We start from the raw sequence: 16,988 nt of genomic DNA on the forward strand, positions 1-16,988 counted from the left end.
GACCGCCTTGAACTTCGATCCATCGATGGCGACGCTCGCTGCAACAAGCAGATCGAGCTTGCGGCACAGCGTGACGAACTCGCGGCAGACCTCACGAATGGCCTTGCCATTGTCCTTGCGGAAGTCCGCAATGGTCTTGAAGTCCGGCGCCAGCTGCCCGGTCAACCAGATCATCTCGATATTGCGCTGGCACTCCCGCTCCAGCCGTCGGCTCGACGGAATCCGATTGAGATAGCCGTAGATATACAGCTTGAGCATAGTGCTGGGATGGTAACTCGGTCGGCCAGTGTCGAGTGGCCGGACACCGACGAACCCCAGCTTGCCGAGATCGAGACCGTCGACGAACACGTCGACCGCTCGGACCGGATTATCCTCGCTCACATAGTCATCGAGCGACGACGGAAACAGCGTGCTCTGCCCCCGATCCAACCCTTCTACAAAGCGCTTCATCAGATGCCCCGCAAGATCGCGGGGAATCTTATCGCCCGAATCACAGCAAACAGAGCCTTTTCACACGGCCTGGGCCTTTCTCGGACCTCCGGGGTAGGCCAAATGTCCGGTTTGCATCAAGAGCTGCCCTCCCCGCGACGTCGCGTTATCGAGTCGCTTGGAGGAATTTCACCTCCGGCGCTCCGAGAACGGTGCATGACCCTCTCGAGGCACACGGCTCTCGATGTTCAGCGTTGCCATGACATAGTGCCCCAGGGGTGAAGAGCGTGGGATTAGCACGGCGTAGCCGGTCAAACCAATCGCTCGCGCCTTGGGTCTGGTAGCGCAGTCGCTTGAACTTGCGACGCCCACCGGATGACATAGGCATCGATCCGCTTCAGGGTCGGACGCGCGTCTCGTAGAAGTGGCTGCAGTAGCTGATCCAGCCGCGGATGCACGGATTGTACATCTGGGCTAGTCAGTCTGGATGGCATCGCGCATGCGTTCAAACACGTAGAGATGAGGCATCAGGGTAGCCCGAACCCTCAGCCGCAGCCTGTCGACGGCGTGATCGCTCAGTCGCCTGCTAGATAGTCGCGCTCTGGATAGGGCCTCAGTTTGCAAGAGCTCTAATTGAGCCAATAATACACGGGTCGCGCGGCAGTCGTCCTCCTTGTAATTGAAGATACGCTCGCGATCCTCAGGACTGCACTTGCGGCACCATCTGTCGAACCTGCCTCCGCCGCTCACAGATAGCATTTGGGCAACAGCATGTGGATGCCCTTGTTGCCATCGACGAGCTGGGTGACCCGCAGATTTCCGGCAAGCGAGCAGAGCATATAGGCCTGGTTGCGAGACAGGTTGGTGCGCGCGCAGATATGCTTGACCATCTCGCGCACCGCCTGCTTCGCGGCATCGTCGAGATCCTCATCGAGGCCGATCGACATCAGATGCGTCGAATTCTCGGCAAACGGCCATGACAGCTCCATGTCTTTGCGCACCGTCAGTCGGAACATGCCGGTCACGCCGGTTTCGAGGGCGGTGATGCAGACCTCGCCGTCGCCCTGCACGCCATGTCCGTCGCCGGCGAAGAACAGCGCGCCTTCATTGTAGACCGGCAGATAGAGCGTCGTGCCGGGCCGAAGTTCCTTGTTGTCCATGTTGCCGCCGAAGCTGCGCGGCACCGGCGAGCCGCAACGGCCCCAGGCCGGCGGTGGCGCGGTGGCGATGATGCCGAAGAACGGATCGAGCGGGATCTCGAGGCCCCATGGCATCACGCAGACATTGCGTTCATGATCGACCTTCGGATGGATCGTTTCGTATTCCGTGAACTCCTCCGGCAAGGTACCCAGCAGCGGCAGGATCGACACGAAGCCCCAGTCCTGCCGCACCTTCACGCTGAGAATATCGACCTGGAGGACATCGGCGGGCTTCGCGCCCTTCACGTAGACCGGGCCGGTGATGAAATGCGGGCCGGGTCCCTGAGCCAGCGTATCCAGCGCCAGCAGATAGTCGGCCGGCACGATGCTGCGGTCCTCCGGCAGGCACTCCTTCCCACCGGCGGGGAAGGAATGCAGCGTCACGGTATCGCCGGACGCGACCTCCAGAACCGGCGGCGTGGTGCTGTCGAGATAGCCCCAGACCATGTTCTCGGGTGCGGAGGAAATTTCATGACGGCGCGACATGGGCTTGCTCCCTTTTTGTGATGTCAGATGGCGATGTAGCGGCTCAACAGCTCGCGGCTCGACTGGTCCATACGACCCGCTTCGGCGACTGAGCCGCGCGACAGCACGACGAAGGCGTCGGCAAGGCTGACGGCGAAGTCGAGATATTGCTCGACCAGAAGCAGCGAGATCCTGCCCTTGAACGAGGCCAGCACATCCTTGATCGCGGCGACGAGATTGGGCTGGATCCCCTCAGTCGGCTCGTCGAGGATCAAAAGGCCGGGCTTCGTGACCAGCGCGCGGGCGATCGCAAGCTGCTGCTGCTGTCCGCCGGACAGCGCGCCGCCGGGGCGTCGCCACATCTGACTGAGCACGGGAAACAGCGCGACAGTTTCGTCCACGACATCCGTTCCGAACGTGCCGTGCGCGCGGGCCGCAGCCTCGATGTTCTCGCCGACCGTGAGCTCGGAGAATATCTCGCGGCCCTGCGGCACGTAGGCCAGTCCGGCCGCCGAGCGCCGATGCGATGACCAACCCGATATCTCGGTGTCGTCGACCAGCACGCGGCCTCGCGACGCCGGCAGAACACCCATCAGGCATTTCAGCAGTGTGGTCTTCCCCGCGCCGTTCCGGCCGAGTACCGCAAGACACTCGCCGGGCATGATCTCGAAGCCCACCTTGCGCAGGACCTGCGCGCTGCCGTAATGCTGATCGAGGCTCTCGACGCGGAAGCGCATGCCTATCGTCCCAGATAGACGTCGATGACGCGCGCGTCGGCCCTTGCATTCGCCATCGAGCCCTCGAACAGCGTCTTTCCTTCGTGCAGGACCGTGACGCGATCGGCGATCTGCTCGACGAAATCCATGTCGTGTTCGACCACGACGATGGCACGATCGCCGCGCTTGAGACTTCGCACGAGAGCGGCCGTGCGTTCGGTCTCCTCGTCGGTCAAGCCTGCGACCGGCTCGTCCAGCATCAGCACGGATGGGTTTGACGCCAGGACCATGCCGATCTCCAGCCACTGCTTCTGTCCATGCGCGAGCTCGGATGCGGAGCGATTGGCCAGGGCCAACAGGCCGACAGCATCCAGAACCTCTGCGACGCGTCGAGCGAGTTCGGCTCTCGAGAGAGAGCGTTTCAGCCCGCCCTGCGCCCCGATCTCGATGTGCTGGCGTACGTTCAGGCCCTCGAAGATGCTCGGCTTCTGGAATTTCCGCCGGATGCCCGCACGGGCGATCTGGGATTCACCGGCGCGCAGGACGTCGGTGGCGTCACCAAAGATCACCCGGCCCTTCTTGGGTTGCGTGATTCCGGAGATCACGTCCAGCAACGTCGTCTTGCCCGCACCGTTCGGCCCGATCACCGCCCGGACCTCGCCGAAATCGATCGCCAGCGACAGCGCATCGATGGCACGAAAACTGCCGAACTCGACCGTTACTGTGTCGATCACCAGCGCGGTGCCGCTCATCGGTTCAGCTCCGCCGGTTCGGAAGACAGCCGTGAGATCAGCGGGCGATGAAGCCTGAACCTGGCGAGATCGACGAGTCCGTTCGGGAATACAAACACGACCAGCACGATGAGCCCCGAGAGGATGAACGGCCAGAGCTCGGGTGCGGCAGCCGACAGCCAGAACTTGATCGCATTGACCAGCACCGCGCCGATGACGGCGCCGATCAGGTGCCCTCGTCCGCCGATCGCGACCCAGACCGCGATTTCGAGCGACAGGTCGGGCGCGAGCAGCCGGGGATTGATGATGCCGACCTGCGGCACATAGAGCATGCCGGCGAGTGCCGCGATCAGCGCCGACAGGCACCAGACGGCAAGCTTCAATAATAAGGTGTCATAGCCGAGCGTGCGCAGCCTCACTTCGTCGTCCCGCGCCGCGATCATGAGCATGCCGAAGCGGCTCTGCAGCAGCAGGCGGCAGCCGAGCATCGTCAAGGCAAGGACAATGACCGAGACCGCCGCGATCGCGATGACAACGCCGCGCGAGCCGATCGGCCAACCGAAGATGACGGCGAACCCGGTCATGCCATTGTTGCCGCCGAAGCCGGTATCGTTGCGGAACATCAGCAGCATCGCGACATAGACCAGCGCCTGGGTGATGATCGCGAAATAGACACCGCCGACCCGGGAACGGAACGACACGTAGCCGAACACGCCGGAGATCAGGAGCGTCACGGCAACAGCGACAAGCCCTGCATAGACAAAGTAGCCAAAGCCCGCCCAATAGAACGGGAACGCCGTCCAGCCCATGAACTGCATGAAGTCCGGCACCTTTCCGGTGACCTCGAAGGAATGCTTGAGCAGATACATCGCGACGACATAGCCGCCGATGCCGAAGAACAGCCCGTGTCCGAGCGAGAGGATGCCGAGATAGCCCCAGATCAGGTCGAGCGACAGCGCCAGCACCGCGAAGGCCGCGAGTTGCCCGATGGCATTGGCGAGATAGGCGGACAAGCCGAACGGAACCGCGATGGACACGACCTGCAACAGCGCGACCGCAAGCACCGCGGCCAACACGGTCAGGAACGGCCGATCCGACCAGATTGAGCTCATTTCCGGCGTCCCTTGACGGCGAACAGGCCTTCCGGCCGCCATTGCAGGAAACCGATGATCATCAGGAGCACGATGACCTTGGCCGCAACCGCGCCCCACAGCGGCTCGATGAGCACATTGATCTGCCCGATGCTAAGCGCTGCGACGATGGTGCCGGCGATCGTGCCGACGCCGCCGAGCACTACCACCATGAAGCTGTCGATGACAAAGTTCTGTCCCATTTGCGGATTGACGCTGTAGATTGGTGCAAGCGCCAGCCCCGCCAATCCTGCAAGTCCCGAACCAAGTCCGAACGCCAGCATGTCGACGCGGCGCACGGCGATGCCGATACAGCCCGCCATGATCCGATTCTGGGTGACGGCGCGGATGTTCAGCCCCAGCGGTGTCAGGCGCATCAAGCCCCAGGTCAGGCCAAGCGTGACCGCCGCAAACGCGATCGCAAACATGCGATTCCAGGTAAAGATGAAGTCGCCGATCACAGGCACCCCGCCGGTGATGTAGAACGGCGTGACGAATTGGAGGTTCTGCGTGCCGAACGTCACGCGCACCAGACTGATCAGGAACAGGCTGACCGCCCAGGTCGCAAGCAGGCTCATCAGCGGACGGCGGTAGAGATGGCGCAGAAGGATCGCTTCCAGCACGACGCCGATCGCGGCGGTCGCCAGGAAGACAGCGGGGATGGCAATGATGAGATACCACTGCAGCATGCCGGGCGCGATCTGCCGCAAGGCTTCCTGCACCAGCCAGGTGATATAGCCGCCGAGCATGATGAACTCGCCTTGCGCGAGATTGATCACGCCCATCAGACCGAAGATGACCGCCAGCCCGATCGCGGCCATGAACAGGATGCTCGCGAAGCTCAGGCCATTGTAAAGAGTGGCGAGCGTGTCGCCGATCGTGATGCCCCGACGGATCGCCGCGCTCGCCGCATCGACGGCGCGCCTGAAGTCCGTATTGGTGCCGTAGGCGGGATCATTTGTCAGCGGTTCTACCAGCGCCAGCGCGCGCCGGTTCGGACTGGACGCGATGCGACCGATCGCGGCGATGCGCTTGTCCATGTCGGGCGAGTTCAAGGCGGCTCCCTGCGCGACTGCCGAGATCTGCGCTTTCAGGCCAGGATTGCTCTCGTCGCGGCCGGCAGCCTCGAACAGCTGCTCGAGCAGGTTCGAGGCCTGCCGTTCCAGCGTGCGCAGGGCTGCAGCGCGCCGCGCGGGATCCGGCGAGCCGCGCAAAGCGAGTGCGGCGTCGGCTGTCTCAAACACCGCTCTGTTCTTCAGGCTAAGCAATGGCGAGCGGCTGCCGTCGGCGGCGCTCCGTGCCGCCCGCGTCAGCGCGTCAACGGGCCCGTCAGCCGAGGCGACGACGGCGCCTGTGGCGTCGCAGGACAGTTTCCGATCCATCACGCTGCGTGCAATCAGTGCGGCCCAGGCGCGATCGTCGGCAGAGCCCTCCGCCGCGATGGCGGTCATTGCGCGACCTGCCTCCCCCATCGCCGCCGCGTCGCCGCACACTTTGCCGATCAGATCGGCGCGCTCCATGGCATAAGCGGTCGAGCACCACGCGACAACGATCACCCACAGCACAAGAAGGCCGCGAATCACGCACGACCATCCGGTCGAAGCCGACAGGCCAGGCGAGCCTGCAATCACGGATCAACTGTAAGGGCTGAACGGAACAGGTTTTGGCGTATCCTTGGACTGCCAAAGAATGTCAAAGCCCTGCTTCTCGTTGACCGAACCGATGAAGACGCCACGCGAGACATAATTGTTGTCGGCCGTCATCGAGAGCTTGTATCCGGACGGACAATCAAAGGAGAGACCCGCGAAGGCCTTCGTCACTTCCGGCACATCGAACGAATTGGCCTTGGCCGCCGCCATGGCCCAGAGATGAACCGCATCATAGGCCGAGACCATCGGATCGATGGCGACATCCGCCTTGAACCGCACGTTGTTGGCCTTCACGTAATCGGCCCACTGCTTGAGGAAAGCCGTGTTCGCCGGCGCCTTCGCGTTCTGCAGATAGGCCCAGCAATTGAGATGGCCGACCAGCGGCTCCGTGTTGAGACCTTCGAGATCGGCTTCGACCATGTCGAGCCCGAGCACCGGCACGTCGGTGGCCTTGATCCCCTGATTGGCGAATTCGCGCAGGAAGTCCGGGATCGACGAACCAACCACCGTCAGCACCACAATCGGCTTGCCGCCGCCAGCGTCCGCGAAGGCGCGGATCTGGTTCACCAGCGTCTGGAAGTTGGAGAAGCCGAGCGGGACATACTCTTCCTTCCACGCGCTCTCGGCGATACCCTTGGACTTCCAATAGCCCTTGAGCTGCTTGTTGATCGTACGCGGCCAGACGTAATCCGAGCCGAGCATGAAGAAGCGCTTGGCGCTGACACCATCTTCGCTCATCAGATAATCGACCGCCGGCAGCACCGAGCTCGCGGGCGGCGAATTGACATAGACGACGTTCTTGGAGTTCTCGTCACCCTCAAAATGCAGCGGGTAGAACAGCAGCCCGTTGGCCTGCTCAACCACGGGAAGCACGGTTTTGCGTGAGACCGAGGTCCAACAGCCGAACAGTGCTGCAACCTTGTCCTGGTCGAGCATCTGCTTGCCAATCTGCGCGTAGAGCGGCCAGTCGGAGGCGGGATCGGAGACCATGACCTCGATGGTGCGGCCGTTGACGCCGCCCTTCGCGTTGATTTCCGACGCAGCCATCTTCACGACGTGATTCAATCGGCCCTCGATGTTGGCCATCGTCCCCGACGACGAAAACAGGCAGCCGAGCTTGACCGTGCCGCCGGCTGCATTTGCGGAACGTACGATCGCCGGCATAGCGACCGATGTCGTCAGCGCAGCCGCCGCGCCAAGTCCAGTTCCGCGAAGAAACGAACGCCGTGAAAACCTTGCCATGGATCGGACCTCTGCTCTCCGAGTGCTGTCCGATTTCAAATCATGGCATTTGGTCAGGCAACGCCAAATAGTATTCAACTGTGCTCAAGCGCTCGGCAAGGACTTTGCTTCTCGAAGCGTGATGTCACTTTTGCCATTTAGGATGTCACCTTTGCCGCGCCACGCGACCGCAATGACGCAATGTGCGCAACACCCGCGATGCATCGAACGGCGTTGCGTCATGCCGGCAGCGCAAGCATAGCGTCTGTATCAAATGGCTGAAATCTATGCGATATGCCCGTATTCGGTCACGTATGAGGGTCCACGCCGATGCGCCGCTCGCAGCACACTGAACACGAAATTCTATTCCTGCTCGAAGAGGCGGATGCCGGCATTTCGGTTGCCGAAATTTGCAGCACGGCCCGTATCTCGCTGCGGACCTTCTATCGTTGGCGCAAACGTTATGGCGGTCTCACCTCGCCTGCCCTTCGTCACCTGCGGGAGCTCGAAATCGAGAACCAGCGCCTGCGCACCATGCTCGACAAGCTGTCAGAGAACCGCCACGACGACGGCCGCGTGAGAGCAACGCTGGACAAAATCCCGCGTCAGGATTTCGGCTCGAGCCGGGCTTCGGTGGAAGCTGCAGAGCAGCCGCGCGGCGCCTGCCTAGGTCGTTTTGCCTCAATCCGCTACATGCGCTGACGCCTTCAAACGAGGCAGCATTTCGCTGATTTCGAACAACAATTTTGGCCCGCCCGGTACGGCCGGACGCTTGCCAAGCCGCTGGTGAGCAGCTTTATTGCAATCGAAAGCTGAGCAGATCCGTTCGTTCCCCCTGCCGGCGCTGGAGAGTATTTCATGATGACGGCGGCGCGGCCCGCGAAACAATCCGATCGGGACGTCTGGCGCGTCGGCGTGCTGTTTTCGCGCACCGGTTTGATGGCGGTCTCGGAATCCGAGCATTTCTTCGGCACGGCGCTCGCTATCCAGGAGTTCAACGAAGCTGGCGGCGTTCTCGGTCGCGAGATCGAAGTCGTCGCCTACGATCCCGGCTCGAACCCCGAAACCTATCGCAAGATGGCCGACCGACTTCTGACCGAGGATGGCGTTTCAGTGATCTTCGGCTGCTCGACATCGGCGGAACGCAAGGCGGTGCTGCAAGCCATCGAGCGGCGCAATGGGCTCTTATGGTATCCGTCTCTCTATGAAGGGTTCGAATACTCGCCGAATGTCATCTATACCGGCGCAGCGCCCAACCAGAACAGCTTCCCGCTGGCCGAATACATCGTCCGCAAGCATGGGCCGCGCGTCTATCTGATCGGTTCCGACTATATTTATCCGCGCGAATCCAACCGCATCATGCGAGACCTCGTCGAATCCTACGCCGGCCAGGTCGCCGGCGAGCAATATGTCGCGATGGATGCCAGTGATGCCGAGCTGACGCGGGCGCTCGAACTCATCCGCATGCGCGCGCCCGATGTCGTGTTCTCGACCATCGTCGGCCGTTCGGCGCAACGCTTCTATCGGCTGTTCCGCGAGATGGGATTCGATCCCGCAAAGATGCCGATCGCGAGCCTGACCATGGCAGAAGGCGAAATCCGTGAGATCGGGCCAGATTTTTGTGCCGGCCACCTGACGGCATCCGGCTATTTCGGCTCGCTGAAGCGCGACAGCAACGGCCGCTTCAAGGCGGCCTTCGCCAAGGCGTTCGGTGCCGATAAGCCAGTGAGCATGTGGAGCGCCGGCGCCTATGCGCAGGTGAAGCTGTTCGCAAAGGCGCTGACGCAGGCCGGCAGCCTCGACACGCAACGGCTGGTCGATGCCGCGCTCGGGCTCAGCCTCGAGGCGCCTGAAGGCCCGATCCAGATAGACCCTGATAACAACCACATCTGGCTCACGCCGCGCATCGGACAAGTCCGTCCCGATGGAGAGTTCGATATCGTGTGGGAAGGCAAGAGTCCGATCAAACCGGACCCTTATCTCTCGGTCTCCCCGATCGGCGGACGCTGGCTCACCGAAGAAACGGAGCTCGCATGAAGCCCGGCGTCCGTCGTCTCATCGAGGAACTGCGTGGCGCGCGCGTGCTCGTCATTCATCCGCGCGACGCCGAAGGCGAAGCCTTGATCGATCAGCTCAAGCGAATCGGCTGCAACGTCCGCGGCGTCTGGCCGCCGCCGGCAACAATACCGGAGGATATCGATACGGTCTTCCAGTTCGTCGACGGTTCCGAGGATGCCATATTCCCCGCAACATCGAATGAACAGGCGCCGACGCTGGTGGCGATCGTCGATTACGAAAACCCGACCATTCTGAAGCGACTGCTCGACAGCAACGCTCATGGCGTCGTCAACAAGCCGATCCGCTCCTTCGGTATACTCTCCTCGCTCGTGCTCGCAAGATCGCTGCGCGGGTACACCCGGCGGCTGGAGGGCAAGGTCGCGAAGCTCGAGGAGACGCTCAAGGCGCGCCGCGATGTCGACAAGGCGGTCAAGATCCTCGTTGCTCTCAAGAAGATCGGCGAAGTCGAAGCCTATGAATTGATCCGGCAGCAGGCGACGCAGAAGAGGTTGACCATGGCCGAGATCGCCGTTTCGATCATCAATGCGCAAGAAATGCTTGGCGGGCTTGGCATTCTCGAGACGCCCCTCCCGCGGTGACGACGCTTACCCCTTGAGCAAGCGCGGCCTGATCTTTTTGCAGCCTTGGCCGTTGACTTGGATGACGCATTAGGAGTTACTTAAACCCAACGCGCGCCGATGCTGTGCGCGTCATGGCCGGTCGGCCTTGGTGACATAAAGGCTGTGTAGCCCTCGGATTGCGCCGCTAGGCGCATTCGGGGGCTTTTTATTTGGCGCACGCATTGACAGCGTGGTGCAACGGAGTCGTTTGCCTTGTCGAAAGACGATGACACAAAGGTACGGATCGCCTGCATTCAAATGCAGCCGATCATTGGAAAGGTCGCGGACAATGTCGCCCACAGCATCGGCCTGATCAGCCGCGCGGTCGAGCAAGGCGCAACGCTGGTTGTACTGCCGGAACTGTCCAACACCGGCTACATGTTCAAATCGCGCGAAGAAGCCTTTGCGCTGTCCGAGCCGATTCCCGATGGACCAACCGTCAAGGCCTGGAGCGAGATCGCTGCAAAGCGCAAGCTGCATCTGGTCGCTGGAATTTGCGAACGCGCCGGCAGCAAACTGTTCAACAGCGCGGTGCTGATCGGTCCGAGCGGGTACATCGGCACATTCCGCAAGGTTCACCTCTGGAACGAGGAGAACCTCTATTTCGAGCCCGGCGATCTTGGTTTCCCCGTGTACCACACTGCGATCGGCCGCATCGGCATGGCGATCTGCTACGATGGCTGGTTTCCCGAAACCTACCGCCTGGCCGCGCTGCAGGGTGCAGACATCGTCTGCGTGCCGACCAATTGGGTGCCAATTCCCGGTCAGGCGCCGGGCCGCGAGGCGATGGCGAACATCCTTGCGATGGCTGCGGCGCATTCCAACTCGATCTATATTGCCTGCGCCGATCGCGTCGGCACGGAACGCGGCCAGCCCTTCGAAGGTCAGAGCCTGATCGTCGGCCACACCGGCTGGCCGGTCGCCGGCCCCGCAAGCCGCGACAAGGAAGAGATCGTGATCGCCGACGTCGCGCTCGGCGAAGCCCGACGTGCGCGGAACTGGAATGCCTTCAATCAGGTGCTGCGCGACCGCCGCTGCGATCTCTACGACGTGATGCTCGGCAGCGACATCAAGCGCGGTTGGTACTAATATTCGGACACCAGTTACACGGAGGGATCATCCATGTGTTCGCGTTTGCTTCTAACCTCTCTTGCCATCGCAGCGATGACGCCAGCCTTCGCAGCCGACCCGATCCGGATCGGCGTGCCGGTCGGCCTCTCTGGCGCCAATTCGGTCGTTGCGCCCTCGGTCGTGCAGTCCGCTGAGCTTGCCGTCGAGGAGATCAATGCCAAGGGCGGCGTGCTCGGCCGACCGCTCGCGCTCGATGTCGCCGATGACGGCTCGGGTGCGGCCGGCGCACAGAAGGCATTCGACGCGCTGATCTTTCAGAAGAAGGTCAACGTGCTGATCTCGATGGAAACCAGCGCCGCCCGCAATGCGGGCCTGCCGATCGTCGCCCGCGGCAAGACGCCCTTCATTTATACCTCGTTCTACGAAGGCAAATCCTGCAGCCCCTATCTCTATGTCAATGCGTGGGTGCCTGAGCAGCAGGTGCCGCCCATCGTCGACTACTTCAACAAGGAGAAAAAGGCGAAGAACTACTTCCTGATCGGTTCCGACTACGCGTTCGGCCGCGGCATGCTGTCCTTCACCAAGTCCTACATCGAAAAGATTGGCGGCAAGGTGGTCGGCGAGGAATATCTGCCGATGGATGGTTCCGACTGGACGCCGATCATCTCCAAGCTGAAGGCCTCCGGCGCCGACGCGATCGTCACTTCGACCGCCGGCGGCGCGCCCAACGTGACGCTGACCAAGCAGCTCCGCGCGGCGGGCGTCAACCTGCCCTACGGCAATCTCGCGGTCGACGAAGGCACCGCCAAGAGCATGGGTGCCGACGCGACTGGCATCTACATCTCGGCGTCCTATGTGACCGGGATCGATACGCCCGCGAACAAGGCCTTCCTCGCAGCCATGAGCAAGAAATTCGGTAACGACCTGAAGACGCCGAACGACCTGTCGGTGCCGGAATATGAGGCCGTCTATGCCTACAAGGCTGCGGTCGAGAAAGCAGGCGGCACCGACTCTGCCAAGGTGCTGAAGGCACTCGAGGAGGTTTCCGTCGACGGACCGCGCGGCAAGATCCAGATGAACAAGCAGCGCCATGCGCCGCTGACGATGTATCTGGGCGAAGTCCAGTCCGACGGCAGTGTCAAGGTGATCCAGAGCTTCCCGAATGTCGATCCGGGCGCCCAGTGCCCGCCGAAATCCTGATCGAGATGTAAGAAGTTGCCGGTCAATTAAGATCGTCATTGCGAGCGAAGCGACGCAAGCCAGGATGCCACAACGGTGATAGTCCCGATTGCCTGGTCGCGGAGCATGTCATCAGGCTCGCCAGTGGCAAGCTCCGGTGCCTCCTCGCAAATGACGGACACAATGATGCTTTGGATCAGCAAACACAGTGCGTGAGACGAACAGAATCGGTCTCACGCATACCAACACGGAGCAACCATGCTGACCGTCGCGCTCGATGCCGTCACGACGGCGGCGCTGCTCTTCATCATCTCCGCGGGACTTCTCATCGTGTTCGGCGTGATGAAGATCATTAATTTCGCGCATGCGGCCTTTGTCACCGTCGGAGGCTACGCCGCGCTGGTCGGTGCTCAACTCGAGCTGCCATGGCTTCTCATCCTTCCGCTTGCTTTTCTCGCCGGCGGCGTTTGCGGCGCGTTGACCGAAGCCATCATCGTGCGCCGGCTTTATCAGCGGCCGCTCGACGCCATCCTCGCCACCTGGGGCCTCGGCATCGTCATCGGGCAGCTCATCACGCTGGCCTTCGGCCGCGAAGTCCAGTTCGTGCAGGCGCCGATCACGGGAACCATCGACTTCGCCGGCCTGGATTATTCCGCCTATCGCATCGTGATGATCGCGGCGGCCATTATCGTCGCACTGGTCTTTACCAGCCTGCTGAGCGGCACGCGGCTCGGTCTCTCGACCCGGGCGGTCATCATGAACGAGATGCTGGCGCAAGGGCTCGGTGTCAATAGCGCGCGCGTCCGGCTCGTCACCTTCGCGATCGGCAGCGGACTTGCTGCGCTGTCCGGCGCGCTGATAACCCCGTTGTCGAGCGTCGATCCGAACATGGGCGTGCCATGGCTGATCAGCGCCTTCATGCTGGTGATGGTGTCGGGCGGATCGCTGCTGGCGCTGGCGGTGTCCTGCCTTGTGCTCGGCGGATGCCAGGTGATCGTATCGACCTTCGTCAACCCGATCCTCGGCGGCCTGACGATCGCGATCCTTGCTGCGATCGTGCTGCGCATCCGCCCGGAGGGCTTTGCGCGTGCCTGAGCTGCAGCAAGTGAGCCAGCCGCCAGCGTCCTCCATCGCCGGCGGCCTGTCGGCCAAATTGTCCTTTGCAGTGCTTGTGCTGCTGATGGCGGGACTTGTCGTCGTCGCGCCATCGTTTCTCGACACCTATCTGATCAACATCCTGATCCGCGCTTTCTTCGTCGCGATCGCCGCGATCACGGTCGATATCATGTGGAGCTATTGCGGCACGCTGACGTTTGGCCAGTCGGCGTTTTTCGGTATCGGCGTCTATGCGCTGGCAATCGGCTTCACCGAATATGGCTTCGGCACCTGGCAGGTCTTCGCAGCGCTCGGCGCGACGCTGGCGATCACGGCCGTCATTGCCGGCCTCACTGGTTGGCTGTCGTTCTATCCGGGCTCGACGCCGCTCTACGCCTCGATCGTGTCGCTGGTGGTTCCAATCGTCCTCGTCCAGATCCTCTATTCCGGCGGCACATTCACGGGCTCGTCGAGCGGCCTCGTCGGCTTCGAGACGTTCGACCTGGAGTTCGAAAACTGGTTTCGTCTCGCGGGCCTCAGCCTGATCGTGGTCGCCGTCATCGCGCTGATCGTGATGCGCAGCGACACCGGGCGGCTTCTGACCGCGCTGCGCGACAATGACGCCCGCTGCACCTATCTCGGTATCAACACCTCACGCACACGTATCGTCGTGCTCGTGGTGACCGCCCTCGTCGCAGGCCTCGCCGGCTTCGGCTATGCCGCCTTCGGCGCCGTCGCGGCACCGGAGAATGCGAGTTTCACGTTCGGCACCCGGCTGATCATCATGGTCGCGCTCGGTGGCCGCGGCACCGTCATCGGTGCGATCGTCGGTGCACTGAGCATCGAGGTCGCCAGCGCGTATCTCTCCGGCAGCCTTCCCTATGTCTGGGAGATGATCATCGGCATCGCGCTCATCGCGGTCATCCTGGCTTTCCCAGACGGACTTGTCGGCGTGTTCAAACGGCTTGTGCACGGCATCCATAAATTCCGGGACGCCGGAACGATACAGCTTCGCCCGCTGGCCGCGTCTGTCGCGGCTACTACGGGCAGCGACGTCGCGATCGAGGTCCGCGGGCTTGGCAAACACTTCGGCAGCTTGTCGGTGCTCGATGGCGTCCAGTTCACCGCGCGCCGCGCGGAACTCCTGAGTCTTGTCGGACCGAACGGAGCTGGCAAGACCACGCTGATCCGCTGCCTATCGGACGGACGCGAACGTTCGACCGGCGAAGTCGCGATCGCCGGCCGGCCGATCGATCATCTGCCTCCGGACCGCATCGTCCGGTTCGGGCTCGGCCGCAAGTTCCAGACCGCCTCGGTGTTCGAGACGCTGACGGTCGCCGAGTGCCTACGCGTCGCGCGCACCCAGCACGCCTCGCCTTCATTGATTTCGACATCGACGATCCTCGACCTGCCCGCCGCTGCGATTGCCGTGACGGAGCGATCGGGCCTTGCCGAGCGATTGAACGAAGAGGCGCGCAATCTGAGCCACGGTCTCAAGCAGGCGCTCGAACTTGCCATGGTGCTGGCGCTGGAGCCCGACGTGCTGCTGCTCGACGAGCCGACCGCCGGCCTGACCCGCCCCGAGCGGCAAGGTTTCGCCGACATCCTGACCACGCTGGTCTCGCGCGACCGGCTGTGCATCCTTCTGGTCGAACACGATCTCGATTTCGTTCGCGAGATATCGTCACGCATTATCGTGCTGCATCAAGGCCGGATCGCGCTCGATGGCTCGGTCGACGAGGTCGTCAACAGCGCACTGGTGCGCGAGATCTACACGGGCAAGCCCGCCCCGGAGGCCGTGCCATGACCGCCGCGCTGGAAGTCAACAGGCTTGCGAGCGGCTACGGCACGTCACAGGTCGTCAGCGATGTGTCCTTTGCGCTTGCGAAGTCAGAGGTTCTGGCGATCGTCGGCCGCAACGGCATGGGCAAGACGTCGCTGCTGAAGACCGTGCTGGGCTTCCTACCACCGTGGCGTGGCACGATCCACCTCGCAGGACAGGACGTCACGCGCGTGCCGCCGCATCTGAAGCGGCGGCGGGGTCTCGTCTATGTGCCGCAGGAGCAGGCGCTGTTCCAGGATCTCTCGATCCGCGACAATCTCCGGCTCGGCATCCTGTCCGATCGCGACTTCGACGCCGCGCTCGACCGGGTCGGCCAATGGTTTCCGGTACTGACCCAGCGCCTAAGGCAGCGCGCCGGTACCCTGTCAGGCGGTGAGCAGAAGATGCTGATCGTCGCGCGGGCGCTGATGGCGCGGCCTGACGTGTTGCTGCTCGACGAAGTCACCGAGGGCTTGCAGCCATCTCTCGTCGACCGCCTGTCCAATGTCCTGACGCAGGTCAGGCGCGAGATCGGCACATCGATGGTCGTGATCGAGCAGCATCTGCCCTTCGCGCTCGGCATCGCGGGTCGCTATCTCGTCTTCAAGCGCGGCGAGATCGTCGACAGCGCCAATGTCGATGCGGATGCCGCTGCGCGGATCGAAACGCATATGCGGATCTGATGCCGCTCTTCCGCTTTCTTCGGCGCATCACCTGATCGCGTCGGGATCGATCTAGATCTGTCCATTGAATAGCAGAGAGGTCTACGGATCGCAGAGCTCAAGCGGAATAGTAATGTGCCAGTTGGAGCCCGGCATTCCCAGCCAAGGGGTGATCGTTTATCGGGTTCAGACGTCGGATCCGCATGGTAGCCACAGAACAGCCTCATCCCAGTCTTCCTTCTAACGCCCACCGCCCTCACCATCGGGCAGTCGTTCATATCGGACACAAACGTAGCGGTCAGCGTGACCGGCACCACTCCAGGTGGGTTCTTGGTTGTCGTGGACGACCGGAATGCGCCGTTCGAGACCGGCGAACTGCTGTCCTATGGGGACGCCGGAACCCTCGGTAACGTCTCGAGCCCAGTGATCGTCGGGTTCGGCGGGTGGCAGGATTTCAAGTTTCTCTTCTCGGGTGTGAACATCGCCGGAGAGAACCGCATCTATGCTGTGAACCACAACGGCGAACTGCTGTCCTACGGGGACGCCGGAACCCCCGGAAACGTCTCGAGCCCAGTGATCGTCGGGTTCGGCGGGTGGCAGGCTTTCAAGTTTCTCTTCTCCGGTAGGAACGTCGCCGGAGAGAACCGCATCTGTGCTGTGAATCAAGCTGGCGAACTACTGTCCTATGGGGACGCCGGAACCCCCGGTAATGTCTCGAGCCCAGTGGTCGTCGGGTTCGGCGGTTGGAAGGATTTCAAATTTCTCTTCTCCGGTAGGAACCTCGCCGGTGAGAACCGCATCTACGCAGCGGTTGCCTAAACCTGAAGAGTGCAGAAATTCGTCCGCACCGGCATTCGACGATGTATTGTGCTAGGGTCTGTTGGGATTCATCGGGAGTTTATCACGGCAGCGGTCAGATGGATCATGGCTGCGAAGCTTTG

The 16,988-nt window shown here is 62.2% G+C and carries 16 protein-coding genes; 9 read left to right on the forward strand and 7 right to left on the reverse strand.

Annotated elements, in window-relative coordinates; translation table 11 throughout:
- The 7 genes from OZ411_RS40685 to OZ411_RS40715 all read right to left on the reverse strand — a co-directional run.
- Positions 1–450 (reverse strand): transposase (locus OZ411_RS40685; RefSeq protein ID WP_282532450.1); only part of this gene is annotated, 450 nt, incomplete at its 3' end.
- 725 nt (positions 451–1,175) lie between these two features.
- The gene (locus OZ411_RS40690; protein WP_282532451.1) at positions 1,176–2,114 is read right to left on the reverse strand and encodes an acetamidase/formamidase family protein; all 939 of its coding nucleotides are present in this window, start codon (positions 2,112–2,114) and stop codon (positions 1,176–1,178) included.
- 23 nt (positions 2,115–2,137) lie between these two features.
- Positions 2,138–2,830, reverse strand: a complete 693-nt coding sequence (locus OZ411_RS40695; RefSeq protein ID WP_282532452.1) for an ATP-binding cassette domain-containing protein — start codon at positions 2,828–2,830, stop codon at positions 2,138–2,140.
- Between the two features lie 2 nt (positions 2,831–2,832).
- Positions 2,833–3,561: an ATP-binding cassette domain-containing protein gene (locus OZ411_RS40700; RefSeq protein ID WP_282532453.1), complete on the reverse strand. Its 729-nt coding sequence runs from the start codon at positions 3,559–3,561 to the stop codon at positions 2,833–2,835.
- Positions 3,558–4,652: an urea ABC transporter permease subunit UrtC gene (urtC, locus tag OZ411_RS40705; RefSeq protein WP_282532454.1), complete on the reverse strand. Its 1,095-nt coding sequence runs from the start codon at positions 4,650–4,652 to the stop codon at positions 3,558–3,560. Before urtC ends, OZ411_RS40700 begins: the two co-directional genes overlap by 4 nt.
- The gene (urtB, locus tag OZ411_RS40710; protein WP_282532455.1) at positions 4,649–6,253 is read right to left on the reverse strand and encodes an urea ABC transporter permease subunit UrtB; all 1,605 of its coding nucleotides are present in this window, start codon (positions 6,251–6,253) and stop codon (positions 4,649–4,651) included. The genes urtC and urtB overlap by 4 nt, the downstream gene beginning before the upstream one ends.
- A 51-nt stretch (positions 6,254–6,304) precedes the next feature.
- Positions 6,305–7,561, reverse strand: a complete 1,257-nt coding sequence (locus OZ411_RS40715; protein ID WP_282532456.1) for a transporter substrate-binding protein — start codon at positions 7,559–7,561, stop codon at positions 6,305–6,307.
- A gap of 309 nt (positions 7,562–7,870) precedes the next feature.
- Here OZ411_RS40715 and OZ411_RS40720 point away from each other — a divergent pair, with 309 nt between their 5' ends.
- The 9 genes from OZ411_RS40720 to OZ411_RS40760 all read left to right on the forward strand — a co-directional run bounded on the left by OZ411_RS40720 (position 7,871) and on the right by OZ411_RS40760 (position 16,866).
- Complete coding sequence (locus tag OZ411_RS40720) at positions 7,871–8,242, forward strand: transposase (protein ID WP_282532457.1); 372 nt, start codon at positions 7,871–7,873, stop codon at positions 8,240–8,242.
- 159 nt (positions 8,243–8,401) lie between these two features.
- A complete protein-coding gene (locus tag OZ411_RS40725) occupies positions 8,402–9,577 on the forward strand; it encodes a transporter substrate-binding domain-containing protein (RefSeq protein WP_282532463.1) in 1,176 nt (391 codons plus the stop codon).
- A complete protein-coding gene (locus OZ411_RS40730) occupies positions 9,574–10,197 on the forward strand; it encodes an ANTAR domain-containing protein (RefSeq protein ID WP_282532458.1) in 624 nt (207 codons plus the stop codon). Before OZ411_RS40725 ends, OZ411_RS40730 begins: the two co-directional genes overlap by 4 nt.
- Positions 10,198–10,476: 279 nt before the next feature.
- Positions 10,477–11,307 carry a nitrilase family protein gene (locus OZ411_RS40735; protein WP_282532464.1) on the forward strand — a complete coding sequence of 277 codons (831 nt, stop codon included), beginning with the start codon at positions 10,477–10,479 and terminating at the stop codon, positions 11,305–11,307.
- Between the two features lie 33 nt (positions 11,308–11,340).
- Positions 11,341–12,489, forward strand: coding sequence for a substrate-binding protein (locus OZ411_RS40740; RefSeq protein WP_282532459.1), 1,149 nt, complete (start codon positions 11,341–11,343; stop codon positions 12,487–12,489).
- A 237-nt stretch (positions 12,490–12,726) separates the two neighbouring features.
- Entirely contained in the window at positions 12,727–13,563 is an 837-nt protein-coding gene (locus tag OZ411_RS40745) for a branched-chain amino acid ABC transporter permease (protein ID WP_282532460.1), read from the forward strand.
- A gap of 85 nt (positions 13,564–13,648) precedes the next feature.
- A complete protein-coding gene (locus OZ411_RS40750; protein WP_282532465.1) occupies positions 13,649–15,370 on the forward strand; it encodes an ATP-binding cassette domain-containing protein in 1,722 nt (573 codons plus the stop codon).
- The gene (locus OZ411_RS40755) at positions 15,367–16,068 is read left to right on the forward strand and encodes an ABC transporter ATP-binding protein (RefSeq protein WP_282532461.1); all 702 of its coding nucleotides are present in this window, start codon (positions 15,367–15,369) and stop codon (positions 16,066–16,068) included. Before OZ411_RS40750 ends, OZ411_RS40755 begins: the two co-directional genes overlap by 4 nt.
- 282 nt (positions 16,069–16,350) lie before the next feature.
- On the forward strand, positions 16,351–16,866 hold the full coding sequence (locus OZ411_RS40760; protein ID WP_282532462.1) for a hypothetical protein: 516 nt from the start codon (positions 16,351–16,353) through the stop codon (positions 16,864–16,866).
- The last annotated feature ends 122 nt before the right edge of the window (positions 16,867–16,988 follow it).

The organism is Bradyrhizobium sp. Arg237L (genome assembly GCF_029990105.1).
Lineage (GTDB): Bacteria > Pseudomonadota > Alphaproteobacteria > Rhizobiales > Xanthobacteraceae > Bradyrhizobium.

Bases quoted from the DNA above. Each gene is read 5' to 3' on its own strand.
- OZ411_RS40690 (WP_282532451.1), bottom strand. From the start codon at position 2,114: ATGTCGCGCCGTCATGAAATTTCCTCCGCACCCGAGAACATGGTCTGG.
- OZ411_RS40695 (WP_282532452.1), bottom strand. From the start codon at position 2,830: ATGCGCTTCCGCGTCGAGAGCCTCGATCAGCATTACGGCAGCGCGCAG.
- OZ411_RS40700 (WP_282532453.1), bottom strand. From the start codon at position 3,561: ATGAGCGGCACCGCGCTGGTGATCGACACAGTAACGGTCGAGTTCGGC.
- urtC (WP_282532454.1), bottom strand. From the start codon at position 4,652: ATGAGCTCAATCTGGTCGGATCGGCCGTTCCTGACCGTGTTGGCCGCG.
- OZ411_RS40715 (WP_282532456.1), bottom strand. From the start codon at position 7,561: ATGGCAAGGTTTTCACGGCGTTCGTTTCTTCGCGGAACTGGACTTGGC.
- OZ411_RS40720 (WP_282532457.1), top strand. From the start codon at position 7,871: ATGCGCCGCTCGCAGCACACTGAACACGAAATTCTATTCCTGCTCGAA.
- OZ411_RS40725 (WP_282532463.1), top strand. From the start codon at position 8,402: ATGACGGCGGCGCGGCCCGCGAAACAATCCGATCGGGACGTCTGGCGC.
- OZ411_RS40730 (WP_282532458.1), top strand. From the start codon at position 9,574: ATGAAGCCCGGCGTCCGTCGTCTCATCGAGGAACTGCGTGGCGCGCGC.
- OZ411_RS40735 (WP_282532464.1), top strand. From the start codon at position 10,477: ATGCAGCCGATCATTGGAAAGGTCGCGGACAATGTCGCCCACAGCATC.
- OZ411_RS40740 (WP_282532459.1), top strand. From the start codon at position 11,341: ATGTGTTCGCGTTTGCTTCTAACCTCTCTTGCCATCGCAGCGATGACG.
- OZ411_RS40745 (WP_282532460.1), top strand. From the start codon at position 12,727: ATGCTGACCGTCGCGCTCGATGCCGTCACGACGGCGGCGCTGCTCTTC.
- OZ411_RS40750 (WP_282532465.1), top strand. From the start codon at position 13,649: ATGGCGGGACTTGTCGTCGTCGCGCCATCGTTTCTCGACACCTATCTG.
- OZ411_RS40755 (WP_282532461.1), top strand. From the start codon at position 15,367: ATGACCGCCGCGCTGGAAGTCAACAGGCTTGCGAGCGGCTACGGCACG.